At 58.0% G+C, this 26,220-nt stretch carries 28 protein-coding genes, 4 tRNA genes and 1 pseudogene; 12 read left to right on the forward strand and 21 right to left on the reverse strand.

Annotated features, from left to right (window positions below; all coding sequences use genetic code 11):
* Window positions 1–377: 377 nt before the first annotated feature.
* From AD668_RS20090 to AD668_RS20105, 4 genes are all read right to left on the reverse strand, one after another.
* Window positions 378–453: transfer RNA gene (locus tag AD668_RS20090), tRNA-His, on the reverse strand.
* 76 nt (window positions 454–529) lie between these two features.
* Window positions 530–614: transfer RNA gene (locus tag AD668_RS20095), tRNA-Leu, on the reverse strand.
* Between the two features lie 56 nt (window positions 615–670).
* A tRNA-His gene (locus AD668_RS20100) sits at window positions 671–746 on the reverse strand.
* 32 nt (window positions 747–778) lie between these two features.
* Window positions 779–855: transfer RNA gene (locus AD668_RS20105), tRNA-Arg, on the reverse strand.
* Window positions 856–1,129: 274 nt separating this feature from the next.
* Here AD668_RS20105 and folD point away from each other — a divergent pair.
* Together folD and pbpG are read left to right on the forward strand one after the other, a co-directional pair.
* Window positions 1,130–1,984, forward strand: a complete 855-nt coding sequence (folD, locus tag AD668_RS20110; protein WP_053161534.1) for a bifunctional methylenetetrahydrofolate dehydrogenase/methenyltetrahydrofolate cyclohydrolase FolD — start codon at window positions 1,130–1,132, stop codon at window positions 1,982–1,984.
* Window positions 1,985–2,210: 226 nt separating this feature from the next.
* On the forward strand, window positions 2,211–3,149 hold the full coding sequence (gene pbpG / locus AD668_RS20115) for a D-alanyl-D-alanine endopeptidase (protein WP_053161535.1): 939 nt from the start codon (window positions 2,211–2,213) through the stop codon (window positions 3,147–3,149).
* 117 nt (window positions 3,150–3,266) lie between these two features.
* On the opposite strand, the gene AD668_RS20120 is transcribed toward pbpG, so the two are convergent.
* From AD668_RS20120 to AD668_RS20130, 3 genes are all read right to left on the reverse strand, one after another.
* On the reverse strand, window positions 3,267–3,482 hold the full coding sequence (locus tag AD668_RS20120; RefSeq protein ID WP_053161536.1) for a hypothetical protein: 216 nt from the start codon (window positions 3,480–3,482) through the stop codon (window positions 3,267–3,269).
* Between the two features lie 11 nt (window positions 3,483–3,493).
* Window positions 3,494–3,706, reverse strand: coding sequence for a DUF6021 family protein (locus AD668_RS20125; RefSeq protein WP_053161537.1), 213 nt, complete (start codon window positions 3,704–3,706; stop codon window positions 3,494–3,496).
* A gap of 91 nt (window positions 3,707–3,797) precedes the next feature.
* Window positions 3,798–4,463: a peptidase C39 family protein gene (locus AD668_RS20130; protein ID WP_371259826.1), complete on the reverse strand. Its 666-nt coding sequence runs from the start codon at window positions 4,461–4,463 to the stop codon at window positions 3,798–3,800.
* A gap of 229 nt (window positions 4,464–4,692) precedes the next feature.
* Here AD668_RS20130 and AD668_RS29690 point away from each other — a divergent pair, with 229 nt between their 5' ends.
* Window positions 4,693–4,860, forward strand: a complete 168-nt coding sequence (locus AD668_RS29690; protein WP_172681846.1) for a hypothetical protein — start codon at window positions 4,693–4,695, stop codon at window positions 4,858–4,860.
* A gap of 77 nt (window positions 4,861–4,937) precedes the next feature.
* Here the strand turns inward: AD668_RS29690 and AD668_RS20135 are convergent, their stop codons facing one another.
* Together AD668_RS20135 and AD668_RS20140 are read right to left on the reverse strand one after the other, a co-directional pair.
* A complete protein-coding gene (locus AD668_RS20135; protein WP_053161539.1) occupies window positions 4,938–5,684 on the reverse strand; it encodes a TerC family protein in 747 nt (248 codons plus the stop codon).
* 29 nt (window positions 5,685–5,713) lie between these two features.
* The gene (locus tag AD668_RS20140; RefSeq protein WP_053161540.1) at window positions 5,714–5,956 is read right to left on the reverse strand and encodes a hypothetical protein; all 243 of its coding nucleotides are present in this window, start codon (window positions 5,954–5,956) and stop codon (window positions 5,714–5,716) included.
* A 233-nt stretch (window positions 5,957–6,189) separates the two neighbouring features.
* On the opposite strand from AD668_RS20140, the gene nhaR reads away from it, so the two are divergent.
* Window positions 6,190–7,089: a transcriptional activator NhaR gene (gene nhaR, locus AD668_RS20145; RefSeq protein WP_053161541.1), complete on the forward strand. Its 900-nt coding sequence runs from the start codon at window positions 6,190–6,192 to the stop codon at window positions 7,087–7,089.
* Here the strand turns inward: nhaR and AD668_RS20150 are convergent.
* A complete protein-coding gene (locus tag AD668_RS20150) occupies window positions 7,076–8,236 on the reverse strand; it encodes an MFS transporter (RefSeq protein ID WP_053161542.1) in 1,161 nt (386 codons plus the stop codon). The genes nhaR and AD668_RS20150 overlap by 14 nt on opposite strands.
* 317 nt (window positions 8,237–8,553) lie before the next feature.
* On the opposite strand from AD668_RS20150, the gene sstT reads away from it, so the two are divergent.
* On the forward strand, window positions 8,554–9,786 hold the full coding sequence (gene sstT, locus AD668_RS20155; RefSeq protein WP_053161543.1) for a serine/threonine transporter SstT: 1,233 nt from the start codon (window positions 8,554–8,556) through the stop codon (window positions 9,784–9,786).
* A gap of 187 nt (window positions 9,787–9,973) precedes the next feature.
* Here sstT and AD668_RS20160 read toward each other — a convergent pair whose 3' ends face one another.
* On the reverse strand, window positions 9,974–10,483 hold the full coding sequence (locus AD668_RS20160; protein ID WP_053161544.1) for a DUF1993 family protein: 510 nt from the start codon (window positions 10,481–10,483) through the stop codon (window positions 9,974–9,976).
* Window positions 10,484–10,608: 125 nt separating this feature from the next.
* On the opposite strand from AD668_RS20160, the gene AD668_RS20165 reads away from it, so the two are divergent.
* Window positions 10,609–11,256, forward strand: a complete 648-nt coding sequence (locus AD668_RS20165; RefSeq protein WP_053161545.1) for a YceH family protein — start codon at window positions 10,609–10,611, stop codon at window positions 11,254–11,256.
* Window positions 11,257–11,384: 128 nt separating this feature from the next.
* On the opposite strand, the gene AD668_RS20170 is transcribed toward AD668_RS20165, so the two are convergent.
* Complete coding sequence (locus AD668_RS20170) at window positions 11,385–12,203, reverse strand: shikimate 5-dehydrogenase (RefSeq protein ID WP_053161546.1); 819 nt, start codon at window positions 12,201–12,203, stop codon at window positions 11,385–11,387.
* Window positions 12,204–12,447: 244 nt separating this feature from the next.
* Here AD668_RS20170 and AD668_RS20175 point away from each other — a divergent pair, with 244 nt between their 5' ends.
* The 3 genes from AD668_RS20175 (at window position 12,448) to AD668_RS20185 (ending at window position 13,499) form a co-directional block, all read left to right on the forward strand.
* Window positions 12,448–12,810, forward strand: a complete 363-nt coding sequence (locus AD668_RS20175; RefSeq protein ID WP_053161547.1) for a hypothetical protein — start codon at window positions 12,448–12,450, stop codon at window positions 12,808–12,810.
* Between the two features lie 187 nt (window positions 12,811–12,997).
* Entirely contained in the window at window positions 12,998–13,192 is a 195-nt protein-coding gene (locus AD668_RS20180; protein ID WP_053161548.1) for a hypothetical protein, read from the forward strand.
* 115 nt (window positions 13,193–13,307) lie between these two features.
* Window positions 13,308–13,499, forward strand: coding sequence for a hypothetical protein (locus AD668_RS20185; protein ID WP_053161658.1), 192 nt, complete (start codon window positions 13,308–13,310; stop codon window positions 13,497–13,499).
* Here the strand turns inward: AD668_RS20185 and AD668_RS20190 are convergent.
* On the reverse strand, window positions 13,496–14,557 hold the full coding sequence (locus AD668_RS20190; protein ID WP_053161549.1) for an AI-2E family transporter: 1,062 nt from the start codon (window positions 14,555–14,557) through the stop codon (window positions 13,496–13,498). The genes AD668_RS20185 and AD668_RS20190 overlap by 4 nt on opposite strands.
* A 162-nt stretch (window positions 14,558–14,719) precedes the next feature.
* Here AD668_RS20190 and yegQ point away from each other — a divergent pair.
* Window positions 14,720–16,035 (forward strand): annotated as a pseudogene (gene yegQ / locus AD668_RS20195) (tRNA 5-hydroxyuridine modification protein YegQ).
* Between the two features lie 24 nt (window positions 16,036–16,059).
* Here the strand turns inward: yegQ and AD668_RS20200 are convergent.
* The 6 genes from AD668_RS20200 to galE all read right to left on the reverse strand — a co-directional run bounded on the left by AD668_RS20200 (window position 16,060) and on the right by galE (window position 22,261).
* Window positions 16,060–18,138 (reverse strand): YjbH domain-containing protein, encoded by a 2,079-nt coding sequence (locus AD668_RS20200; RefSeq protein WP_053161550.1) that lies wholly within the window; start codon window positions 18,136–18,138, stop codon window positions 16,060–16,062.
* Complete coding sequence (locus AD668_RS20205) at window positions 18,135–18,896, reverse strand: capsule biosynthesis GfcC family protein (protein ID WP_053161551.1); 762 nt, start codon at window positions 18,894–18,896, stop codon at window positions 18,135–18,137. Before AD668_RS20205 ends, AD668_RS20200 begins: the two co-directional genes overlap by 4 nt.
* Entirely contained in the window at window positions 18,893–19,558 is a 666-nt protein-coding gene (locus AD668_RS20210) for a YjbF family lipoprotein (RefSeq protein ID WP_082344535.1), read from the reverse strand. Before AD668_RS20210 ends, AD668_RS20205 begins: the two co-directional genes overlap by 4 nt.
* A gap of 14 nt (window positions 19,559–19,572) precedes the next feature.
* Window positions 19,573–20,634 (reverse strand): polysaccharide biosynthesis/export family protein, encoded by a 1,062-nt coding sequence (locus AD668_RS20215; RefSeq protein ID WP_053161553.1) that lies wholly within the window; start codon window positions 20,632–20,634, stop codon window positions 19,573–19,575.
* Between the two features lie 143 nt (window positions 20,635–20,777).
* Window positions 20,778–21,014, reverse strand: a complete 237-nt coding sequence (locus AD668_RS20220; RefSeq protein WP_053161554.1) for a hypothetical protein — start codon at window positions 21,012–21,014, stop codon at window positions 20,778–20,780.
* 230 nt (window positions 21,015–21,244) lie between these two features.
* The gene (gene galE / locus AD668_RS20225; RefSeq protein WP_053161555.1) at window positions 21,245–22,261 is read right to left on the reverse strand and encodes a UDP-glucose 4-epimerase GalE; all 1,017 of its coding nucleotides are present in this window, start codon (window positions 22,259–22,261) and stop codon (window positions 21,245–21,247) included.
* A 382-nt stretch (window positions 22,262–22,643) separates the two neighbouring features.
* Here galE and galU point away from each other — a divergent pair, with 382 nt between their 5' ends.
* Both galU and AD668_RS20235 read left to right on the forward strand, forming a co-directional pair.
* Window positions 22,644–23,477: a UTP--glucose-1-phosphate uridylyltransferase GalU gene (gene galU / locus AD668_RS20230; protein WP_053161556.1), complete on the forward strand. Its 834-nt coding sequence runs from the start codon at window positions 22,644–22,646 to the stop codon at window positions 23,475–23,477.
* Window positions 23,478–23,524: 47 nt separating this feature from the next.
* Window positions 23,525–23,947: a mannose-1-phosphate guanylyltransferase gene (locus AD668_RS20235; RefSeq protein ID WP_053161557.1), complete on the forward strand. Its 423-nt coding sequence runs from the start codon at window positions 23,525–23,527 to the stop codon at window positions 23,945–23,947.
* Between the two features lie 71 nt (window positions 23,948–24,018).
* On the opposite strand, the gene AD668_RS20240 is transcribed toward AD668_RS20235, so the two are convergent.
* Together AD668_RS20240 and AD668_RS20245 are read right to left on the reverse strand one after the other, a co-directional pair.
* Window positions 24,019–25,149: an SGNH/GDSL hydrolase family protein gene (locus AD668_RS20240; RefSeq protein WP_053161558.1), complete on the reverse strand. Its 1,131-nt coding sequence runs from the start codon at window positions 25,147–25,149 to the stop codon at window positions 24,019–24,021.
* A gap of 27 nt (window positions 25,150–25,176) precedes the next feature.
* Entirely contained in the window at window positions 25,177–26,214 is a 1,038-nt protein-coding gene (locus AD668_RS20245) for an acyltransferase family protein (protein WP_053161559.1), read from the reverse strand.
* Between the last annotated feature and the right edge of the window lie 6 nt (window positions 26,215–26,220).

Below are 26,220 nucleotides of genomic sequence, written 5' to 3' on the forward strand. Positions count from 1 at the left end.
CGTTGCACAGACGTTAGCCGGCCGTTTCCGACCCCAGAATCAAGGGCATGCATTCTAGTGGGTCAAACTCAAGAAGTCACCCTACTGAAAACGGGTAAAAACGCAGCAGGCAATTTATAGGTGCGAATGCACGAATGCACCTCGCCCCGAAGGCAAATACAGCCAGTCACGCCAGGGCTCTGCGCCAACCCTTCTATATATAGAAGAGACTGCCAATCATCTCCCTGACAGCCGATCTTGCAAGCAAGACCGGCGGGCAGCGCGGCATCATCGAGAAACATAAATACGACGAAACGCCCCGCCCCTGCAGCTCAGAACTTGCAGCCGCTAAAGCAAAAAAGGCGCCAGACTGTTAAATCTGGCGCCTTTTCGAAATATGGGGTGGACGATGGGGATCGAACCCACGACAACGGGAGTCACAATCCCGTGCTCTACCAACTGAGCTACGCCCACCATATTGCAGTACAAAGAATGAACAACTTCTCTGTTGAACCTCGACCACGCCAAGCGACATGAGCAAAGCTTTATTTGGTGCGGATGAAGAGACTCGAACTCTTACGCCTCGCGGCGCTGGAACCTAAATCCAGTGTGTCTACCAATTCCACCACATCCGCGGTTGAAGCTTTTAAAGCAAAGGCGCCAGATTGTTAATCTGGCGCCTTTCGAAATATGGGGTGGACGATGGGGATCGAACCCACGACAACGGGAGTCACAATCCCGTGCTCTACCAACTGAGCTACGCCCACCATATCGCGTTACTTGTGCCAAAGTTGCCTAATGGCGCACCCGGCAGGACTCGAACCTGCGACCATCCGCTTAGAAGGCGGATGCTCTATCCAGCTGAGCTACGGGCGCCTTGTTAGCTGTAACCTTGAAGGACTACAAACTAAGTGCTTTCCAGTTTTGCAGAACCGTGGTTCCGCTCGACCTTCTCAACCAGTGCTAGGCTGTGCCCGACAAGTGCGACGAATAGTATAGAGCGACCTGAAGGCCGTCAAATCTTTTTTAAAAAAAATTCATTTAATTAAAGGGCTTAGAGGAATTTGCAGACCAAGCGCCTTTGCCCTCACCGCATGACATGCGAGAATGCGTTCTCTTTTTTTCCCCTCTCGATGGTTAATCACGCGCAATGACTGCACAACTTATCGACGGCAAATCGATCGCCGCCAGCCTGCGCCAGCAGATCGCCCAACGCGTCACCGAGCGTCGCCAGCAAGGTCTGCGCACGCCGGGCCTCGCGGTGATCCTGGTCGGCAGCGATCCTGCCTCTCAGGTTTATGTCTCGCACAAGCGTAAAGACTGTGAAGAAGTCGGCTTCCTTTCCCAGGCCTATGACCTGCCTTCCGAAACCACTCAAGAAACGCTGACCGATCTGATCGATCGCCTGAACGACGACCCGGCGATTGATGGCGTTCTCCTGCAGCTTCCACTTCCAGAGCACCTGGATGCCTCCAAACTGCTGGAGCGCATTCGTCCGGACAAAGACGTCGACGGCTTCCATCCTTATAACGTCGGTCGCCTGGCCCAGCGCATTCCCCTGCTGCGCCCCTGCACCCCCAAAGGCATTATGACCTTGCTGGAAAGCACCGGCGCCGATCTGTACGGGATGAATGCCGTCATTGTCGGTGCCTCCAACATTGTTGGTCGCCCGATGGCGATGGAGTTGTTGCTGGCCGGTTGCACCGTGACCGTCACCCACCGCTTCACCAAGGACCTGGCTGGCCACGTCGGCCGCGCCGATCTGGTCGTGGTCGCCGCCGGCAAGCCGGGCCTGGTCAAGGGCGAGTGGATCAAGGAAGGCGCCATCGTGATTGACGTCGGAATCAACCGCCAGGCAGACGGCAAGCTGGTCGGTGATGTGATCTACGAAACCGCCCTGCCCCGTGCAGGCTGGATCACACCAGTGCCCGGCGGTGTAGGCCCGATGACTCGTGCCTGCCTGCTGGAAAACACGCTGTATGCAGCTGAAACACTGCACAGCTAAGTTGCAGATTGGCATAAGAAGAACCCCGCCCATCGCGGGGTTTTTTTTGTCTGTAAAAAAAGATCGACCATCCGCCGGAAAATGACGTTTTTTTCATGTTTCCAAGGACTTTCACCTGTTACTTGAACAACCATCGACAGTTATTCAGCCATACTCCAAAATGTCGCGCTTTTTGAGAAATAGCCCGTTACAAAACGGCTTATCAACACCTTATGAGTCTGCCAGCGTGAAAATCCGTCTTTCTATCCTGAGCCTATTGTTTGCCGTTACAGGGATTCTCATCACGCCAATCGCCAGCGCTGGCGAAACGACCGCGGCGCCGCGGGACAACACACGACTCAAGCTCGCGTCCGGCAGCACTTTGCTGGTTGATTTGCAGACCAACAAAGTCATCTATGCCAATAACCCGGACGTGGTGGTACCCATCGCTTCCGTCAGCAAGTTGATGACCGGCCTGGTCGTGGTCGAAGCCCGTCAGAACATGGACGAGTACATCAACATCAACATCAGTGACACCCCGGAAATGAAGGGCGTGTTTTCCCGGGTCAAACTCAACAGCGAGATGCCACGCCGGGAAATGCTTCTGATCGCGCTGATGTCCTCGGAGAACCGCGCCGCCGCGAGCCTCGCCCATCACTACCCTGGCGGTTATGCGGCATTTATTGCCGCAATGAACGCCAAGGCAAGGGCACTGGGCATGAACAGTACGCACTTTGTCGAACCGACCGGCCTGTCACCGCGCAACGTGTCCACCGCGCGCGACCTGAGCAAGCTATTGGTCGCCGCGCACAAGTACCCTTTGCTGACTGAGCTGAGCACGACCAAGCAAAAAACCGTGTCGTTCCGCAAACCCAATTACAGCCTGGGTTTCCGCAACACCGACCATCTGGTCAACAAACCGAACTGGAACATCGAACTGACCAAGACCGGTTTTACCAACGCTGCTGGTCACTGCCTGGTGCTGGTGACCCATATGGCTAATCGCCCGGTTGCGCTGGTCATTCTTGACGCGTACGGCAAGTACACCCACTTCGCCGATGCCACGCGCATTCGCAAATGGGTCGAAACCGGCAACAGCGCGACGGTGCCGTCCGTAGCGTTGCAATACAAATCGGACAAAAACCTCAAGCAACGCCAGAGCGGCGTGGTTGAAGCCTCGAAGTAGCAACGCGACACGAACCTGTGGCGAGGGAGCTTGCTCCCGCTGGGCTGGGAAGCGGCCCCATGGGACAGCTACGCTGTCCAGCGGGAGCAAGCTCCCTCGCCACAGTTTTTTTAGCCATTAATCATTAGGCAGCGGCATCTGGTCATCATCCGGAATACCGTCTCCAGCGCTCGGATCCCGCCAACCTTTCGGATGTTCCCCGGGTGCAACCGCTGGACGGGCCAGCGGATCACGCAGCGGGCTGTCAGGGTCCATCACCGGGTCCGTGTCTTTCTCCGGCGTCGTAGGAACAGTCTCCGGACGCTTGTCATCCAAACTCGAATCAGTAGACATACGCACCTCCATCAAGTCTGCGGTTTCAGATCGCCAAGGGGATCGTAGGGCTTCGCCGGAGCCTTGGGGTTATCACCCGGTTTTACGTCCCGAGGAGCCTTGGCCGGCCCTGTGGGGTCGACCTGGGGATCAGCGAGATCGGGGGAATCGGGGTCAAAGTCGAGCTCATCACCGGAGGAGTGCTCAGATGAATGTGGGCCGTCGGGCGTAGAGGAATGAACCATGGTCGCCTCCTGATCAGGGCCCGAAACGTTCGGGCCCTTACAGATCAGAGGCTGGCGGCGGGCGCAGGTGCCCGGCAGGTGACGAACGGGACTACTGTGCGGCCAAGGCTTTCCTGGCTTTGGCGGCCGCCTGCTCCTGACCGGCGTGGGCCAAGTCACTCGCCGCCTTGAGCCAGCGCGGATGATCGACCTGGGCCGGGATTTGCGTCGGACTCTGGATCAACACTGCCCAACCGCCAGCGTCCTTGAAGGCCGATTCAAACGAGCTGAAGCTCATCAGCGTATTGCGATTCATGCCGGCCCGCAGCAAGACTGTTTGCTTCTGGCGGTTATATCCGGAAAGAATCGCGTAACGAGGCTCGGCCCACATCGCAGAACCCTCAGTGAAGCGCACCATCACTGGAAAGCCGGCGGCTACCTGGCTCAGCAACGCGGGCAAATTACTGTCGAGGGGATAGACGACCATGCCGTACTCACGGGCAAGGCTTTGCATGTTTTGTTGCAATTGCCCTTCCGCACCCGGCAGGTGCAAGGGTTCATCGAGCAGGCCCGGCGTGATCACGACGCCCTGCTGCGACAACATGCTCGCCAACACTTGCGGCCCGCTCTGGTACGCGACGCCTTTGTAGAACCGACCACTAAGCTCCACCCGCTCAGGCAGACGCTTGACCTGCGGGTCGACACTCCCCGCACAGCCCGTCAGGCTGGCAATAATCAACGCCATGCAAAGCGCTCGAGGAATCACTCGCACTATCATCACTCTCTTGTTCAGTTGCCAGGCAATCGCGTCGGCTAGGCCGTCGATGATAGGTCGCCGCGCAGCGCCGGTATAGCCTTAAACCGTAGTTGAATGGGTTGGATAGAGCGAACTGGTTGGTGATAGCCGACCTTTGGTCAATAGCCTGAAATACGGCAACGGCTAGACTGTGTTCTAAAGAGCACAAGCACAGTGAGTGCGCCCGCAGCAGGGCAAAGAGGAGGCACAGATGAGCCTGACAATGACCATCGTGATGTTGATTTTCGGCTGGCTGGCCGTCGCCGCGGCCATGTTGTGGGGCGTGCTGCGGATTACCCGACGCCACCATCACCATCCGGTTCAGCCGGCACCACTGGCAAAAGAAGAATCACCCGCCTCTCACGCCAGCGCCCACTGATTTACAACGGGGCACAAACAAAAACGGCCGCCTGACTTCTTCCAGAAGTTTCAGGCGGCCGTTTCATTTGGCGACTATCAGGCTTCAGCAGCCAGGCGCTTATGCCGGTTGCGACGCAGGATGTTCAGCACCTCGACTGCCGCCGAGAATGCCATCGCCGCATACACATAGCCTTTCGGTACGTGGGCACCGAAGCCTTCGGCGATCAGCGTCATGCCAATCATGATCAAGAAGCCCAGGGCGAGCATCACTACTGTCGGGTTGTCGTTGATGAACTTGGCCAGCGGATCAGCCGCGAACAACATCACCAGCACCGAGACCACTACTGCGATGACCATGATCGGCAAATGCTCGGTCATGCCAACAGCGGTAATGATGCTGTCGATGGAGAACACCATGTCCAGCATCAGGATCTGACCGATCGCCGCGGCAAAACCCAAGGTCACGGTCGATGTCGCCGACTTCGGATCTTCCGGTGCCGGATCCATGCTGTGATGGATCTCGGAGGTTGCCTTCCACAACAGGAACAGACCGCCAGCGATCAGGATCATGTCTTTCCAGGAAAGCGCATGGCCAAGTACCTCGAACACCGGCGCAGTCAACTGGACGATGAACGCGATGGTGCTGAGCAAGCCCAGACGCAGTATCAATGCCATGCCGATACCGATTCGGCGTGCCTTCTGCCGATTCTGCAAGGGCAGTTTGTTGGTCAGGATCGAGATGAAGATCAGGTTATCGATGCCCAGCACGATTTCCATCACGATCAGCGTCGACAAGGCGACCCAGGCTGCGGGGCTGGCGGCAAGCTGTAAAAGGTATTCCATTGGGTCAGTCCTGACTCGTTATAAGACGTTTAGATTTCCTGGGAAGAAGATTCGGTTTTTTCCGCCTCTTTTTCCGATGATTCTTTTTTGCTGATCAAGCTACCCGTGGCATCGCTGAGCGCTTGCTCGGCGGCTTTGTGGGTATCGTCAATCGCTTGTTTGGCGCTTTCGGCTGCCTTGCCCATCAATTGCTGAGCGCTTTTCTCGGCCTGGTCGCAACCGGCCAATACCAGTAAAGACGTGATCAGCAGGGCCGTGGCTTTAACCTTCATGATGTTTTCCTCGATAGAACGAACGAGACCGAAACGATGGCCCGCTAATAGCGACGCATTCTAGGGAGACAAACACTTCAGGAAAATTCGTATTTTTAGCAGCTATACTTCGGTTTTTACGAATCCAGCATTCATCACACAATCGCTTTATGTAGGTGCTGCCGCAGACTGCGATCTTTTGACGTTGCTTTTAAAGATCGCGGCCTTCGGCAGCTCCTACGGGGATATCAGTAGTGCTCAACTATCGCCAATTGCATTATTTTTGGGTGGTGGCCAAAACCGGCAGCATCGTGCGCGCCTGTGAACAGCTGAACCTCACGCCGCAAACCATCAGCGGGCAGATTTCATTGCTTGAACAGACCTATGGCATCGAGTTATTTCGCCGGGTAGGCCGGCAACTGGAACTTACCGAGGCCGGTCGGCAGACCCTGCCCTACGCCGAACAAATGTTTCAACTGGGTGGCGAACTGGAGTTGATGTTACGCGCCCAGCCCAACGAACAGCAGATTCTGTTTCGCGTCGGCGTCGCTGACGTTGTGCCCAAATCCATCGTCTACCGCCTGATCGCACCGACCATGGAGCTGAACGAACCACTGCGCATCACCTGCCGCGAAGACAAACTTGAGCGTCTGCTCGCCGACCTGGCGATCCAACGCTTGGACCTGGTGATTTCCGACAGCCCGATGCCGTCGCACCTGGACATCAAGGGTTACAGCCAGAAACTGGGTGAGTGCGGGATCAGCTTCTTTGCCACCCCAGAACTGGCGGCTCGTTATGGAAACGACTTTCCGCGCAACCTGCACGGTGCGCCGTTGTTGATCCCCGGCCCGGAAACCGTGGTGCGCAGCCGTTTGCAACGCTGGTTCGCCGAGCAGCAGATCCAGCCGCAGATTGTCGGCGAGTTCGATGACAGTGCATTGATGCAGGCCTTCGGCCAATCGGGCAGCGGGATTTTCATCGGCCCGAGCGTAATTGCCGATGAAGTGAAACGCCAATGCGGCGTGGAGGTGATCGGCCAGACCGACGCGGTGAGCGAGTCGTTCTACGCCATCTCAGTGGAACGCAAGGTCAAGCACCCCGGCATTGTCGCCATTACCGAAGGTGCCCGACGCGAGTTGTTTACAGCGCTGTGACGACTTCCCGCGGCTTGAAGGTCATCAGTGCAATGGCCAGCAGGATCGAGGCAAGGATAAAACCGGCCGCGGCGAAACCAAGGCCTTGCAGGCCAACGCTGTCGATCACCCGTCCGCCGATCATCGCACCCAGACCGATGCCGAGATTGGCCCCGGCAATGTTCAACGATGCGGCGAACGCCGGTGCTTGCGGGGCTGCTTTCATCAAGCGCACATGGCTGACCAGGAAAAGCGCGGCCTGGGTCACGCCCCAGACGCCCATCGCCGCCGCCAGCCCCACAGGTGAATGAATATTCGGCACCAGCGCCACCAGCCCGGCAATCATGAAGGCACAGAACATCATTGAAGCCATCAGTGGATGGCGATCCACGGCGCGACCGCCCAGCGAGTTGCCGATCAGTCCGACCGCACCGAAGCCCATCAGGCACCAGCCCACCACCGTGCCGTTGAAACCGGCAAGTCGTTCGAGAATGTCCGCCAGATAGGTGTAGGCGGTGAACATGCCGCTGAACACAATCACTGACAGCAGCACGTGACCGAGCATCAGCGGGCTGCGCAGGATCTTGAACTGCGACCTGAAGCTCACTTGATGTTGATGCAAGTTGGTTTTCGGCAGATAGATAAACAGCAGCAAGGCTTTGGCAAAGGCGATGACCGCCAGAATCGCGAAAGCACTGCGCCAGCCGAACGCGTCGGAAATCAGCGTGCCCACCGGAATGCCGAACACCGTGGCGCAGACAATACCGAAGCCGATCTTGGCAATGGCACGTCCGGCGTAGTCCGGCCCGACGATGTCCACCGCCGTCTCGCTGGCCAAAGCCCAGAATACCGGAAGACCCAGCGCCGGAACCAACCGGGCAAACGCCATCACCCAGATATTCGGCGCCAGGGCCGCGAGCGTGTTGGCCAGGCCAAACATGATCAACACCGAGATAAACAGCTTGCGCCGCTCGAAACGGGCGAAGTACGCCGTGAGAAACGGCCCGAACGCGGCGACGGTGAACGCGAACAAGGTCACCAGCAACCCGGCTTGCGGGATGCTGACCTCCAGATCCCGGGCAATTGCCGGTAACAGGCCAATGATGATGAATTCCGTGGTCAGCACCGTGAAACCGGCGGCGGACAACAGAAGAATGGGCAACAGCATGCAAAACTCCAGAAAAAACGACGACACCAGCGAAGACCCGAAGGCCCACTGGCAAGATGAAAATGAGGATGGCGAATCTTAACAGAGTGTTTCCGGACGCGGTTGCACGAACCTGCATTTCGCGTTGAAGGCCGTGGCGGCAGTTCGTCACAGGCTGAAAGATCGTGCCTACGCTGTGATAAAGTCCGCGCCCTGAAAAACGTACACCCAGTGTTCATCGGCCATTTTTGCGTCGATGTCGCGACACACTTCGGTTTCCTGCCCGCCGAACGCGCGGCGAAATCATGCACTTATAAAAAATTCAGAGACGCCGTTTTATGACTGCTTCATCCCCTCCTTTATTGCACCGCCTCAAACGCCTGAGCCTGGTCACGCAAATCGTCATCGGCCTTATCGCCGGCATTGCCTTGGCCCTGTTTGCACCTGAAGCGGCGAAGTCCACTGCGTTTATCGGCAAAGTGTTTGTCAGCGCACTGAAAGCGGTCGCGCCGATTCTGGTGTTCGTGCTGGTCATGGCGTCGATCGCCAACCACAAGCACGGTCAGGAAACCCATATCCGGCCGATTCTGTTCCTGTATCTGCTGGGCACATTCGCCGCCGCGGTGGTCGCGGTAGTGGCCAGCATGATGTTCCCCTCGAGCCTGGTGCTGTCGACCCAGGACGTTGCGGTGTCGGCACCGGGCGGGATCGGCGAAGTCCTGCAAAGCCTGCTGCTGAGCGTGGTGGACAACCCGGTCAGTGCACTGATGAACGCCAACTTCATCGGTATTCTCGCCTGGGCCATCGGTATGGGTATCGCCATTCGCCACGCAGGCGACACCACTCGTGAAGTACTGGGCGACCTGTCGAACGGGGTGACGGTGATCGTGCGCCTGGTGATCAGCTTCGCACCGCTGGGTATCTTCGGCCTGGTGGCCTCGACCCTGGCCACTTCCGGTTTTGGCGCGCTGATTGGTTACGCACACCTGCTGGCCGTGCTGCTCGGTTGCATGCTGTTCGTGGCGCTGGTAATGAACCCGCTGATCGTGTTCTGGAAGCTGCGCCGCAACCCTTATCCGCTGGTACTGACCTGCCTGCGCGAGAGCGGCATCACCGCGTTCTTCACCCGCAGTTCGGCGGCGAACATCCCGGTCAACCTGGAGTTGAGCAAGCGTCTGGGCCTGCACGAGGACACGTACTCGGTGTCGATCCCATTGGGCGCGACCATCAACATGGCGGGCGCCGCGATCACCATCACCGTGCTCACCCTGGCCGCCGTGCATACATTGGGTATCGCCGTGGACATCCCGACCGCGATTCTGCTGAGCGTCGTTGCGGCAATCTGCGCTTGCGGCGCTTCGGGCGTGGCGGGCGGTTCGCTGTTGCTGATTCCGCTGGCATGCAGCCTGTTCGGCATTCCCAGCGAAATCGCCATGCAGGTGGTGGCGGTTGGTTTCATCATCGGCGTGTTGCAGGACTCGGCGGAGACGGCGCTGAATTCCTCCACCGACGTGCTGTTCACCGCAGCGGCTTGCCTGGGTGAAGAGGCAAAAGCAGAACGCCTGGCCTGACAAAAATCTCTGTGGGAGCTAGCCTGCTAGCGATGATGGCGCAACATTCAACATTGATGTTGGCTGACAGTACGCCATCGCTAGCAGGCTAGCTCCCACAGGGTTCGTGGTGCAGCGAATAAATGCATACCCATGAAAAAGCCCCCGAAGCCTAAGGCTCCGGGGGCTTTTTTGTATCTGGACGGTTTTAGAACGCGCCCATGTAATCGCGCTTGCCCACTTCCACACCGTTATGACGCAGCAGCGCATAAGTCGTGGTGACGTGGAAGAAAAACTGCGGCAGGCCATAGGTCAGCAGGTAAGACTGACCCGTGAAGCGTTTCTCCTTGGGTGTGCCCGGACGGGTGACGATCTCGATCCCTTCCTTGCCATTGATCTGGTCCGGCTTGAACTCGCCAATGAAGGCCAGGACCTTGGCGATCAACGCTTGCAGCTCGGCGAAGGTGGTTTCGGTGTCGTCGTACTTCGGTAGTTCGACTTCAGCCAGGCGCGCGGAAACACCCTTGGCGAAATCAACTGCAATCTGCACCTGACGCACCAGCGGGAACATGTCCGGGTACAGGCGAGCCTGCAGGAAGGCGTTCGGGTCGATGTTCTTGGCGCTCGCGTGGGCTTCCGCTTTCTTCAGCACATCGCTCAGGGCGTTGAGCATTTGCTGGAAAACAGGCACAGAAGCGTCGTACAGGGAAATGGTCATGGCAGTCTCGTGTGATGACAGGAAAGAACGTGGGCCGATTATAGCCACCCCCGACCGTCCTGCGGCTTGTCTTTTATCCTGCAAGGATTAGGCTAGGCTGCTTCGACGGCACAGGGAAAAGCGCGATGAGCACTGATCAAGAACAGACCTTTGACGAACCACGCCTGAACGGCACGGAAATCCGCATTTTGGGCTCGTTGATCGAAAAACAGGCCACCAGCCCGGAAACCTATCCGCTGACCCTCAATGCCCTGGTGATTGCCTGCAACCAGAAGACCAGCCGTGAGCCGGTGATGAACCTCACCCCTGGCCAGGTCGGCCAGAGTCTGCGTGCACTTGAAGGGCGCGGCTTTGCCAAATTGGTGATGGGTAGCCGCGCCGATCGCTGGGAGCATAAGGTCGACAAGGCGCTGGAACTGGTGCCGGCGCAGGTGATTCTGACGGGGCTGATGTTCCTGCGCGGCCCGCAGACGGTCAACGAACTGCTGACCCGCAGTGGTCGCATGCATGAATTCGAAGACACCGAACAGGTGGTGCATCAACTGGAGCGGTTGATTGCCCGAGGCCTGGCAGTGCTGATCCCGCGCCAGGCTGGCCAACGTGAGGATCGTTATACCCATGCACTGGGTGATCCGGCGGATATCGAAGCGATTCTCGCGGCGCGGCAAAATCCGTCGGAGCGCAGTACCGGCAGCGGTGTTTCAATCGAGCGGATCGAAGAGCTTGAAGCGCGGATTGCGGCGCTGGAAGAGCGGTTGGAGCGACTGGAGTAGAGTGAGTTTCCAGTCACTTTGATGCTGGATGCACCGCCGCCATCGCGAGCACGCTCCCACAATAGGCTTGCGGTGCGCGCCTGTAGGAGCAAGCTTGCTCGCGATGGCGTCCGTACAATCAATACAGGTCAGCTGCGGGCGAATTCCACAGCTTTGCCAAACTGCTCCTCGGTCGGTCGCACCCCGGTGTACAGCACAAACTGCTCCAGCGCCTGAATCGCGATGACTTCGAGCCCGGTGATCAACCGCTTGCCTTCAGCCCGGCCGCGCACAATCAGCGGTGTTTCCGAGGGAACTGCCACCACGTCGAAGACCGTTTCCGCCTGGGCGATGGCATCCGCCTCGAAGGCCAATTGATCGGCCTCCAGACCACCGGTCATACCGATCGGCGTGACGTTGATCAGCATCTGCGGACGTCGGCCACCCAGCTCCGCTTGCCATTCGTACCCCAATGATCGCGCCAATGCCTGCCCAGCGTGCTCGTTGCGGGCCACAATCACGCCGTTTTTATAGCCGCCATCGCGCAAGGCGCTAGCAACCGCTTTGGCCATGCCGCCGCTGCCACGCAGGGCAAAGGTCGAATCCTTGGGCACTTCGTGGGTTCGCAGCAGTTGAGCGATAGCGATGTAATCGGTGTTGTAGGCTTTCAGATGGCCATCGGAGTTGACGATTGTATTGATCGATTGAATGGCGGCCGCCGATGCATCCAGCTCATCGACCAAAGCAATACAGGCTTCCTTGAACGGCATCGACACACCGCACCCACGGATCCGTAGTGCTCGAATTCCGGCGACTGCGCCAGGCAGATCCTGACTGGCGAAGGCCTTGTAATAGAAATTCAGGCCCAGTTGTTCATACAGATGATTGTGAAATCTGAGGCCAAAGTTCCCTGGCCGCCCGGAAAGCGACATGCACAACTGGGTGTCTTTGTTGGGGTTCATCTGCATGAAAATCTCCTTCAAACGCACTTTCGGATGGACGGGATTAGCCAGCCCACCGGTTCTGATCGATCATATTTGTGCAGCTGTTCGCGGCCTGTCACGACCGTCAGCAAACCGGTACAGACCTTACACAAAATTTACCCACCGGCTGTGCTGTTTTTCGGAAAAAAGCTGTCTTAGATGTATCCCCGCGACAATCCTTGTATCTATCGCAGACACAAGCGCCGGGTCGAAGAAACGAGGAACTATCATGATCCGTAAAATCCCCACAGTTGCCTTGCTGATCAGCGCACTCGCTATCACAGGTCAGGCGCAAGCCCATGGTGGTGGTAATGATGCGGCGGTATACGGAGCGATTGTCGGTACTGCCATCGTCGGCTCGGCCCTGATCAACGCCAATCGACCGGTGTATGTCGCACCCCAACCGGTCTACGCCCAGCCCGCGCCGGTCTATTACGCACCGCCACCTCCGGTTTACTACCAGCCGGCGCCGGTCTACGTGCAACAACCGATCTACTATCGCCCGGCCCCGGTTTATTACGGTCCGCCTCGTGGTTATTACGGCCCACCTCGCGGCTACTATGGCCCACCCCACGGTTACGGCCGCTGGTAACAGGTTCATCAAGCCCCGCTTTCTGTGCGGGGCTTTTTATTGCGAGCGTAAAAATCTGTCTCCCACACACCGCCATTCGTCGTCGCAGGTCTGGATAAATCTCGTCAAGGTCGCTCTGGGAACAGCCCGATCGACACCGATTGGAAAAACTGTCCGTCAAACAGTTGATAAGAACAAGGACGACCTCATGCCCACACAAAACCCGCACCGCATTGTCGGTTTGTGCACCTGCGCCAAGGTGTACAACGTACTGACCGAACTCAAGCAACTGGAAGGCCACCGCAGCGCCAAGTTTCTTTCGCTGCTGACCAGGAACCTGGTGCGCAAAGGCCTGCTCAGCGAGCAGGAAGTGGTTCATATGCTCGATCAGGTGGTCGACTGACCGACAGCCGGTCGATTGCCCACTGCGGCATCAATGTCCACTATCGAACGCGTTGATTTTTCGTTGCCGCTCCAGAACCGTAAGGTAGCTCCATAGATTAATGGAGGTACTTATGATGTCTCAGATTCAGATCATGTCCGTTATCGGCAGCGCCGTTCCCGCCTCACTCAGAGAACTGGGCATGCTTGCCTGCTGGTATCTGGTGCAGGACGGCGAGCCAATCAGCGGCCCACTCACTTCGCTGCCCGCCGCCAGGGCGATGTCGCAACAAATCGGCACCGGTCGGCCCGGGCAACTCAGCGCCTAAGGCAGCTGAACACGCGGTTTGGTCTCGATGAAAATGGCCCAGCTCGACATGAAAAGGGCCGCGATCAACGGGCCGATGACGAAGCCGTTCAGGCCAAAAATCGCCAGGCCGCCGAGGGTCGAGATCAGGATCATGTAGTCCGGCATCTTGGTGTCCTTGCCCACCAGGATCGGACGTAATACGTTATCCACCAGCCCGATCACCAACACACCGAACAACACCAGCGTCACCCCTTGCCAGATCGCTCCTGTGAACAGGAAGAACGCAGCAACCGGCGCCCAGATAATCCCCGCCCCCACCGCTGGCAACAATGACAGAAACGCCATCAACACCGCCCAGATCAATGCACTGGGAATGTCCAGAAACCAGAAAATCAAACCGCCCAGGGCGCCTTGGGTAATGGCGACCACCAGGTTGCCTTTTACCGTCGCCCGCACCACCCGATTGAACTTGAGCTGCAACCGACGCTTCTGGCTTTCCTCCAGTGGCACGGCCATGCGCACCTTGCGTGCGAGTTCCGCACCGTCGCGCAGGAAGAAAAACAGCAGGTACAACATGATGAAAAAACTGACGATGAACTCGAATGTTCCCTGACCAAAACTGAAGGCCTGGGTGGCGACGAACTCGTTACCGGTCATGGCGCTCTTGATGATTTTCTCGCGCAGCCCATTGAGCTCACCCATGCCGAAGCGGTCGAGCAGATGCTGGAAGTACGGCGGCAGGCTGTGCTTGAACTGCGCTACATAGCCGGCGATGTCCAACTCGCCGCTTTCGATGTTCTTGTAGAGCGCCGTTCCCTCCTGGACCAGGAAGATACTCAGGATAATCACCGGCAGAATCGCAATCAGCAGACAGATGCTCAGTGTGAGCAACGAGGTGAGATTGCGCTGCCAGCCGAATTTCAGCTGCAGCTGACGTTGCAAGGGCGCGAAGAGAATACCGAGGATCACCGCCCAGAACACCGCACCGTAGAACGGCAGCAGTATCCAGATGAACGCAACACTCACCAGCAACAGCAAGATGGCCAACGATTTGTCTTTGAGCGTCTCTTTGTTCATGTCCGATCCATGCCAGTGCGCCGGGACGCGAAGGTACGCCCTGATGCTTAGGCCACTGCAGCGCGCACGAGTGCCATCCGTTGGTGAATAAAGCATAGATCCAGATCAATAAGTCCTCGGACCAAGGGGGTTACCCTGCGCGGCTTTTGCGATCGACTCACCATGAATCTCATTGCTCCGGAACTGCTTGCCCCCGCCGGCACCCTGAAAAACATGCGTTACGCCTTCGCCTACGGCGCCGATGCGGTGTACGCCGGCCAGCCGCGCTACAGCCTGCGCGTGCGTAACAACGAATTCGATCACGCCAACCTGGCCCTCGGCATTCGCGAGGCCCAGGCTCAGGGCAAGCGCTTTTACGTAGTGGTGAACATCGCGCCGCACAACGCCAAGCTCAAAACCTTCCTCAAGGACCTGGCACCGATCATTGCCATGGCGCCGGACGCCCTGATCATGTCCGACCCCGGTTTGATCATGCTGGTGCGCCGTCACTACCCGCAGATGCCGATACACCTCTCGGTACAGGCCAACACGGTCAACTGGGCCAGTGTCGAGTTCTGGCAGCAACAGGGGTTGAGCCGGATCATCCTGTCGCGGGAGCTGTCCCTGGAGGAAATCGCCGAAATTCGCCAGCAAGTCCCAGCCATGGAGCTGGAAAAGGCGCGTTGTGCATGGCCTATTCGGGTCGTTGCCTGTTGTCGGGTTACATGAACAAGCGCGACGCCAACCAGGGCAGTTGCACCAATGCCTGCCGCTGGAAATATGCGGCGCAACCGGCCACGGAAAATCTCGCCGGGGACATCGTTCAACTCTTTCAACCGGAACCGACACTGGGTCTCGGTGCCCCCACCGAGCAGTTGTTTCTGCTGCAGGAAGCCAATCGCCCCGATGAACTGATGCCCGCCTTCGAAGACGAACACGGCACCTACATCATGAACGCCAAGGACCTGCGCGCCGTGCAGCATGTCGAGCGCTTGACGCAAATGGGCGTGCATTCACTGAAAATCGAAGGCCGGACCAAATCGCACTTCTACTGTGCAAGAACCACGCAAGTGTACCGTCGGGCCATCGACGATGCAGTGGTCGGTCGCGAGTTCGACCGCAGTCTGATGACCGACCTGGAGTCCCTCGCCCAACGCGGCTACACCGAAGGTTTCCTGCGTCGGCACGTGCATGACGAGTACCAGAATTACCAGAACGGCAGCTCGGTGTCGGAACGGCAGCAATTCGTCGGCGAACTGACCGGCGAGCGACGGGACCGGTTGGCGGAGGTCAAGGTGAAGAACCGCTTTGCCCTGGGCGATCACATGGAACTGATGACGCCCAGGGGTAATTTTCACTTCGATCTGCATCAACTGAACAATGTCAAAGGCGACGCGATTGACGTGGCTCCGGGGGATGGGCATACGGTGTATTTACCGATACCGGATGCGGTGGATTTAAGTTTTGGCCTGCTGATGCGCGATGTGCGCCTGACCTGACCATCAACAACACCGGAGCCGGAATTACTCGGTAATCTTCTCGAAGTTGCGGTAGAACAGGTCGTCGTCTCGGCTGTCGGTCATGGAATGCAACTGGTAGCTGCGATTGAGCCGTGCACCGCCGTCTCGGGTCAGTGGCGACCAGACAAGGTTGGCGCGGCGCATGGTCGACATGCTCATCAGTTCGTCGAACGGAATAGACAGGTAGATGCCTTTGTCGAAACTACCCTCTCCGTATTCTGCACCGGTTGCGGTGGTGATGGTTGCCCAGGCACCAAACCGTACGCCGTTGGAAAACTCCCGTGAGATGTCCAGCGTGCCACCCCAGTCGCCGGCCAGGTAACGCCCGACGCTGATGGCTGCCAGCGTATCGTAGGGCAAGTCGGTGTAGCCGGTGATGTGACCGGTCACCACCGAGTAATCACGCAAACCAAACCCCTGGTCAAAATCACGCTGACGGACGTAATTCAGGTCCGCCCCCAATGACCAGCGCTCACCGGTCGGACGAAACAGCACCTCGCCCCCCACACCAGCAAACATCGACTCCATATAGCCGCCGTACACCATGCCGTACAGGTCTTTGTCCAACTGCTCGGCATGGCTGACCTGGAACAGCGGCATGGTCACATCGGAGGTGGTCATATACTGGCGCAAGTCCGTGCGCACACGCGGCAAGCCGCTGGGCGCGTCATAGGTGAACTTGTCGAAGTTGTTGATCAGGTTGGCACTGAGCAAGCCACTCCACCAGGTGTTGCGGTTGAACCGGTACTCGGCGTCCGCATCGGCGCTGAATTGATAGAGCAGGCCATCGGGGCCGCCCACGTTCTGCTTGAATCCCAACCCGACGCCATAAGCGAATGCCTGCGGCGCTTCGGTGTAGAGGGTTTTCTCGTTGTGCGGCATCGCCGGGTTGATCTCGGTGGTGCGGTGCAGCGTTTGCAGCGGCTCCTCGTTGTTGATCACTTCGCGAAAGGTTTGCCGAGGCACACTGGTCTCTTCAAGCGGCAGGTCGTAGCGCTTGTTGACCACGGTGAACCAGTCGATCTCGTCGTTGACGCTGTTGTCCAGAATCCGGCTCGCACGGCCTACGCCTTTGGCCGAATGGAAGTAACGCTGCTGCTCGCCATACACGATCAATTCGGAATCGCGCTGACTGATGCGCTCGACCTTGTACCCGGCATTTTGCTGCAGGCGCCGTGACACATCGGCCCAATTGACCTGATCCAACTCGGTGCTCGGCGCTTTCGCCGGCAATGGCTCAGCCGGTGGATCGAACGTCTTCGCCGGTGCCTTGCGGCTGACGAAGTTGGTGTGAAAGGTGACGCCGAACATCGCCGTGTTGCCACGTTCCCACGCCGCGCTGAAATCGACCGAGTCAGTCAGCTTGAACACCGCGCCGAGGTTGATCGGCGAGTCCTGCTTGATCTCGTTGTCCTTCGGCTCGTTCTTGTAATCGTTGCCCTCGTATTCGAGTTTCAGACTGAGCCGATCCCAAGGCGTCTGATAGCTTACGCCGCCGAAAAAGGAAGGGCTGCCGCGAAAGTACGCACCGGCGTTAACGTCACCGGTCCCTTCACTGTCCGGTCGGGTCTTGAAGCGATCATCGATATAGCCCAACGGGTTTTCGAAATCGCCGCGATTGCCCAGGTAACCCCAGGCAATCCCGGCGCTGAAGTCAAGGTTGTCGTAGCGCTTGTTGGCCACCACGAACTCACTGGAAAACAAGCCCGTACCACCGATGTCCCGGAAGCCCACGGCCACTTCGGGCGCCCAATGGGTTTCTTCCCATACGCGGGCTTTGAGGTCGACCGCCTTGTCCTTATAGCTCTGGCTGCCGCTCAGCGATTCGGGGCCGTAAGGGCGGTTGGTGATCGCGGTGTAGCGGAACGACCCTTCGAGCCATTCAAGCGGCTGTAGTGAAACGCTGTAACGGCTGTAGGGATCGGTGCGGTTGGCATTGAGGCTCAATTCACCGGCCGGCGCCATTCGGGCCGTCGGCGTTTGCAACAGGCCCGCACCACCGAAATCATTCTGGGTAATACGCGGTTCTGCATAGGCCAAACCACACGGAAACAACAACACGGCTGCAAAACGTAAATTCAACGAACCACCTCAGCCAGCTGCGTGGCAATAAATTCGGCCAACTGCTGATTCAGTTCAGGGATAGGCGGATCAAGGTCATCGTTTTTGACCGGGACCAGAATCTTGCTTCCGGCGGCCGGTATCTGCCCGCTCTCGCGATTCCAGTGCGCAATGCCGACTCGCCGGGAGACGCCGTTGGGCTGGATCAACCACAGGTAATCGGCGTCAGCGTCCTCGAGCGGCGCACAGCCTTGCAGGTAATCGCGGGCTTCTTGCAGCGCTTGATAGGGCAACCGGCAAGGTTCGGCGACAGCGCCAAACACCTCGACCTCATCGACCCGCAGCGGATAGATCAGACGGTCACCGTCGTCCAGGCGAATGTTGCGGGCGAACCCGACTTCCACGGCGACCGGGTCCAGAACGGCCACCTGGCGCCCGGTGACCGGCATGCGCCTGACGTCCTCGGCCAGACGCACCGCCAGGGCGGCCCGGCTCGGCCTGTCGAAGAGCATGGCCATACGCTGCAACACGTCCAGATCAAACAGCACGCCGGCCTTGAGTCGGGTCTGTTGTTCAATCAGCGACTGCCGCAGCAAGACGCCCGCCAACCAGTAACTTTCGGCATTGGGTTGTGCCACGTTGATCACGTCGAGCAATCGTCCGCCCGCAGGCAGTTCGACCGCTCCCGGGTTGGCAACGTCACCGGTGACGGTGACCGCCGCCTGGCTCACGCCGGTGATCAACAGCAGGCACGCCGATAACGCTCTGACCCGCTTCAAGGCGCATGCCTGCGATCAGGGGTCAGTTGAACAATCCTGACCCGCAACTGCGAAGTCAGTTGCTGTTCACTCTGCACAATGAAACCGTCAACGGGATCGACCCAATAACGATTGGTCGCATGCAGGCCGATGGCCGGCGCGTCAATCTGCTCATCGACACGCAGCACGGCGTATTCCTTGTTGAGGATTTCGAGGGTTTCCATGGATTGGCGGGAGAAGCGGCTGTTCAAGGTCACCCCGACTTCCTGGCCCTGGTAGAGGTCAATCCAGCGCTGGCTGGTGTAGCCATCCGGCACTTGATGAAGGCCTTTCTTGAAGGGCGAGACCGCTGCAAGGCGCGTCCCGTCCAGATCGCCGCCCAGGCCCAGGCCGATGCTGCGCACCGCCAGGCCATCGCGAATCAGCAGCACCTGCTTGCCGGACGCGACCCAGAACTGCAGGTCGCCGCGCTCACGCACCAACGCCAGCACGCCGGAACCGGACGGCGTGGTCAGCTTGAGCTGGGGATAGCGAACATCCGCCACCTGGGCTGCCGTCACGTCCAGTTCATCCGGCCCCGTCACCGCCGACTTAAAGTTGGTCAAGGAAGCGACCATCAGCGGGTTACAGCCACACAACATCAAGGCCGCTATCAAGCAGACGCCAACATTCAACGTTCTCACGATCGGACCCGGCCTTAATTGCTGTTGCTGCTGACTTCGCTCATGTTCTTCGCCGCAGACGCGCCCGTACCGACAATCGCTGCCGACGGCACCAATTGGCTGACGAAGCGATTCCAGCGAGTCACGTTGGCAGGACCTACGTAGACAACGTCCTGGGGACGTACTTCAAAGTGCGTGGCCAGCGCCATGGCGGTCGGTGACTGGGCTTGCAACTGGTAGACCTTCGCCGGCTCCACATCGAGGTTTTCAACACCCCTGATCACGTACACGGCGTTGCCGTTGGAGGTGGTCTGACTCAATCCGCCGACCGATCCCAGCACATCGGACAGGTTCATGGTGGCGGTCTTGAAACTCAATGCGCGTGGCTGGTTGACTTCGCCCATGACGTAGATGCGTTTCTTGTCGTTGTACGGCAGATAGAGCTGATCGCCACCCTTGAGATAGACATTCTGCAACTGCGAATCCGGCTGATTGAGCGTGTCGAGACTGAGCGTGTACACCCGCCCGTTTCGCGTCAGCAAAAGACCGGACAAGTCGGCACTCGTCGTATCGATACCGGCTGTACCGAGGGCCTCGACCACACTCAACGGATTGGTGGAAATCGCCTGCGGACCGGCCTTGGCAACGGCGCCCGTCACCACGACTTTCTGACTGGAAAAGCGCCACACGGCGACATCCACCTGCGGGTCGGCGATGAAGGCCGACAGCCTTTCTTCGATGTCCGATCGCAGTTGCTGGACGGTCTTGCCGGCCGCCTGCACCTCTTTGATAAACGGGTAGTAGAGCGTGCCATCGGCACGGACCAGGCGACCGTTGGCATCGATCTGCTGTTGCGCGCCGGAGGGTGCGGTCAGCTCCGGGTGGTCCCAGACCGTGATGTACAGCACATCGTTACTGCCGATGCGGTACTCGGCCGGGGCCGCCAACAGTTCCGTCGGCACGGACTCACGCTTTTGCGTGGCCCTGTTCATGGCGATGAGCTTGGGCGTGATCGGAATGAGCTCGACTCGGCTGCTCTCACTGGCGCCCTGGCGTGTGATATCACTGGTGCTCAGGTATTGGCCGGGGGAAAACATGCAACCTTGTAAAGCGATGCTTGCCAACATTAAAAGAGAAAAACTACGAGTCATAATGGCACTACGCTATTCAAGGGCGAATCTAAAACAAAGTCACCCGACTTGCGTCGGGCGACCCTGTACTGCACTAACCGATGTTCCGGTTAGTTATGCGTGCCGGTGGTACCAGTGGTACCTGTCGTACCCGTGGTACCGCCGTTGGCACTTCCACCGCTGTTGGACGCCGCTACAGCGCTGGCGACCATTGCAGTACTGGCTGCTGTGGCTTGAGTCGCCGCCACGTTACCCAATACATTGGTCGCTGCTGTAAGCGGCGCTTCAACCGCGCCGGCCCAGTTGCTCACCATCGACAACAGGGCAATTGCCATCACTTTCTTCATATCAACTCCTTTCTAACATTCAACCCGATCGAAACCGTGTGTGTGTTAGAGGTGGTAGCGTTCAAGTCCGCAAAAGAGCGAACAAGAGCCGTTGTTCTTTCACAGTCTTACCCAACTGATAAAAGTCGAACGGCAGGTTTATATCTACGGACTTGCAAATGGCATTGCCAGTGTATTTTGCAGACGATATCTAACAACCTGACTGAAAATAACATTGAGCTAAATCGCCATCATTTCTCGTAGCCCTTGGGATGATTCGATTGCCAGCGCCAAGTGTCGGTGACCATGTCCTGCAAGTTGCGTGTGGCTTTCCAGCCCAGCTCTTTCGCCGCTTTGGAAGCATCTGCCCAACTCTGGGCAATGTCACCCGAACGTCGCGGCATCATCCGATACGGCACCGGCTGCCCGCACGCCTGTTCAAACGCGCGCAGCACTTGCATCACGCTGTAGCCATCGCCCGTACCGAGATTCCAGGTATGAACGCCAATACGCCCGGTAATGGATTGCAAAGCCTTGAGATGCCCGTCCGCGAGGTCCACGACATGGATGTAGTCACGCACGCCAGTGCCGTCGACCGTGGGGTAATCGTTGCCGAAGATCGACAGCTCTTTCAGGCTGCCAACCGCCACCTGGCTGATATAGGGCACCAGGTTGTTGGGAATGCCATTGGGGTCTTCGCCCAACTGACCGCTTTGATGCGCGCCGATCGGGTTGAAATACCGCAACAGGGCGATGCTCCAGCGCGGATCGGCCAGGCTCAGGTCACGCAGCACGTTTTCGACAATCAGCTTGGATTGACCGTAGGGATTGGTCGGGATGCCCGTGGGGAAATCCTCGCGGATCGGCATCTGCTCCGGCGCGCCGTATACCGTTGCCGATGAACTGAACACCAGGCGAAACACGCCAGCAGCGGCCATCGCCTGACACAGCGTGATACTGCCGCTGACGTTGGTCTCGTAATACTCAAGCGGCTTGCGCACGCTCTCGCCCACGGCCTTGAGCCCGGCAAAGTGCAGGACGGCATCAATGGCATGCTCTTGGAAAATCCGCTCGAGCAAAGCCCGGTCGCGCACATCGCCGCGAACCATCAGTGCACTTTTGCCGCAAATACCTTCTACTGCATGCAATGCCGCGTCGCTGCTGTTGCAAAGATTATCCAGCACTACAACTTCATAGCCTGCTTCAAGCAGCGCGAGTGTGGTGTGCGAGCCGATATAACCGGCTCCACCCGTTACCAGAATTTTCATAGTGCGGTCCATAGTGGCAGAAGTGCGTGTCAAGCCTCTCTTGTCAAAGATGTGTGCTGAACCACACAAACAAGAGCGACAACACCCCAAAACAAAATTAGTTCAACGACTGGCAATAAATATTTTTGCAGGTCAAACTGTAGTGCGGGATACTTATTAGCACTCCGACGACTTCACCACTATCAACAGATACCGACTAAAAATAACCAATAACTATTAAACCGACATCTCATAACATTGTCGTGTTATTCGCACATTGCTATTTGCCATTAACGGCCCGACTCAGGTATTAAAGCAAGCCTTCAATAATCATTGAAACTTGCAATCACTCATTATTGTGCGCACCCGTTGGCTGTGTTCCATGACTGTCCAGGATACTTTTATGATTCGTAAATGTTTGTTCCCCGCTGCCGGCTATGGCACGCGTTTCTTGCCGGCGACCAAAGCCATGCCCAAGGAAATGCTGCCCATCGTCAACAAGCCATTGATCGAGTACGCCGTCGAAGAGGCACGCGACGCCGGCCTGCAGCACATGGCAATCGTCACCGGCCGGGGCAAGCGCGCATTGGAAGACCACTTCGATATCAGCTATGAGCTCGAGCACCAGATTCGCGGCACCGAGAAAGAGAAGTTCCTGGCCGGCACCCGCGAGCTCATCGACACCTGCACCTTCTCCTACACCCGTCAGGTGGAAATGAAGGGCCTGGGCCACGCGATTCTCAGTGGCCGCCCGTTGATCGGTGACGAACCCTTCGCCGTGGTTTTGGCCGATGACCTGTGCCTGAACCTGGAGGGTGATGGAGTTCTCGCGCAAATGATCGAGCTCTACAAAAAATTCCGCTGCTCGATCGTGGCCATCCAGGAAGTGCCGCGCGACCAGACCCACAAGTACGGCGTGATCGCCGGCGAGCTGATCTCCGATGGGATTTACCGGGTCAACAACATGGTGGAAAAACCCGCTCCGCAAGACGCGCCATCCAACCTGGCAATCATCGGCCGCTACATTCTGACGCCGGATATCTTTGACCTGATCGCCGATACGCAACCGGGTAAAGGCGGGGAAATCCAGATCACCGACGCACTGATGAAACAGGCGCAGAATGGTTGCGTGCTGGCCTACAAGTTCAAGGGCTTGCGCTTCGATTGCGGTGACGCCGAGGGTTACTTGCAGGCGACCAACTTCTGCTACGACAACGTGTACCTCAAGGGCCGCTGAGAACGCTCCAATACCCGACGCCCACTCTTCATTCAGGCAGGCCAACCATGAACATTGAAAAACTCTCGGCATACATTGCAATGGAGGTGGGCAACCTCGGGGTGATGTCCTCGTTATCGCGACATCAGCGGTTGCCGAGCGCCAACGAGTCCTGGCTCGGCCCCACGCTGCTGGTGGAGCGAATCGGCTTGTTTCCCGCCTCCGGAGACATCCGCCGGCCGATGCTCGATCCCTATCCCCTCCTCGCTCACCTGAAAAGACTTTATCGCGGGCAGGCGCTGGAGATGGATGACCGTGACGGGCTGAAATTGATTTTCAGTGACTGGCGATTCCGAGTGCGCATTTGCTGCAACGATCCGGCCATCATCATCAACGTGGAGACCCGTTGTGCTACGCAACTGATGCCGCTCAAGACAGCAGAGCTGCTCGCTCATCTGGAGACATTCGAAATTTGCCGCAGCATCCTGTAGGAGCTGCCGAAGGCTGCGATCCTTTGACATGATCCTGAAAAAAATCAAAAGATCGCAGCCTTCGGCAGCTCCTACATCAAGCCAGCACCACAGCGGTCCTGCTCACCAACAATCCAGCTATAGAAATAGTCAGCGATCACCCGCCCACCCGTGGCCGGAACCGGATGAATCTTGTCCGGGCCGATCATGGTGGCAGCATAGCGCTTGAAATCGGTGCCGAACGCGCACTGCAGATTGGCGTAACCGAGGTGTTCCTTGCGTGCCCAGGGTTCCAGGACTTGCGCATAGGCTGACATCGGGTAAGCACTGGAACGCGTCGTGTCCTGACGCAGGATCAGGTTGATGCTCGCCGCCGGTTGAATCTCGCGCACCATCCCCACCAAACCCTGAATGTTCTTCAGGTACTCCTCGGGTTTCACGCCAAAACCCTGGTCGTTACCGCCCAGCATGATCAGGTAGATGTCTGCGGGAATCTTCGACACCACCGTCTTCCACTGCGCTTGCCAATGCTCATCGCTGTGGTAAAAGTCAGCGGACGCCGCGCCGGACGCTGCGAGTTTGGATACCCGCACACCGCCCTGATCGTTTGTTATCCACAGGCCGAAGAGCGTTGGCGCGCCTTTCACCACTTCCAGCCGGAACGACCAGTCTTTCGCTGCCGATGTGCCAGGCAGTGACACTTCCTGAACCCCCTCGCCCGCCAGCGTCAATGGCTGCCAGGTTTGCGAAGGGCTCCAGCGGTAACGAATCTCATGAGGTTCGTCATTGCCGAGGTAGAGTAATTTCGCCTGGGTGACCGCCGTATCGATGGCCGCTATCGAACTGGCATCAATCTCCAGCCAGGCACCGGGTCGACCCGACACGGTGCGACTGTCGGGGCTGGCCTGTCCAAGGCCGGACACCTGCCAGTCACCGCCGAAGTACTGATCGCTGCTGCGAGTGTATTTGTAATGCGTACCGCCGAGCGCCGCACCGTGGTTGAAGCCGACATAGCCGGGCCCTGCGAAACCCGCCTCCCCGGCCAGCCGCTGCACCAGTTTGTTCAAATAGAAATCCTGTCCCGCGCTGTAGCTGTCGCCGATCACCGAGATGGACAGAACCTTCCCGGCTTTACCTTCGCGCCACTGACCAAAGCGCTCGCGAGCGTCGCCGACTTCGACCACTGACGTCGCAACAGGCCGGACGTCATCCACTGCCAACATGCTTCGCTTCCTTCACTTGGAGAAACATCAAGTCTGAGACACCGGGACGATATTCGCCGCTGGTTTTTTGGCTGCTGCCCTCTCTCCCAGAAACAGCACGGAGGTGAAGTTGAACCGACTGAAAACGATCGACAGAACCACCGGCCCCAGCAAACCACACGCCACACCACCGAGCACCAGAACGCTTTCGTCCTTCACGCCCAAGCGCCCCAGGACAAACCGCGATGTGGCGGCAAACAGCACATGAAACAGGAAGATCGCGTAGGAGTACCCACCGAGCCAGGTCAGCCACTTCGAGCGCATGTCACTGGACAGCAACGCAATGCAGGACACGCAACCCACGGTCAAACCGATCAGGCTGCGGCGGTCGACAATCAACTCGCGATCAATCGCCGCCACGTACAGCAGCGTCAGCGAGATCAACACAAACACCAACGGCCCGATCACCTTGAACCGTTGCTTGAACGCATCGACATTTTCCTGGCCAATCATCCCTGCTACGAAAAACGGTAGCAGGTAGATCGCGCCATTAATGCCGAACGCATCGAGCTTGAACGGCGGTAATAAAAACAGTACCGCCGCAAAGGCAAACAGAAGATACAAGCGCGTCGCCGAACGCAGCAAACCACGCCACTCCAGCAGGCCGACAAACATGAAAATGATGAACACCGCCTGCAAAAACCAGAAGTGGTTGATCGGCACCCAGAACGATAACAACGCATCGATCACACCGACGTCCTTGTTCACCCCCGGCCCTACCGCCTGCAACACCGAGAACGGCACGCCCACGCAAAACAGCGGCACGATCAGCCGTCGCACCTTACCGGCAAAGAACGCCGAAAAGTCATTGCCGCGGATTTTGTAGATCGAATAGATGTAGCCCGAGATGAAGGTGAACAGCGGCATGCGCACGTACACCATGGAATCGGCGATCACCCGGAACGGCGAGCCGAGGTCTATTTTCAAACCACCGCCCAACGGACCGATCACGTGATAGAGCACCAGCAACAGACATGCCAGTCCGCGCAGCGTTTCGATCTCCAGGGACTTTTTATTGCTCGACATAAAGCA

Source organism: Pseudomonas sp. P1.8, from assembly GCF_001269805.1.
GTDB lineage: Bacteria > Pseudomonadota > Gammaproteobacteria > Pseudomonadales > Pseudomonadaceae > Aquipseudomonas.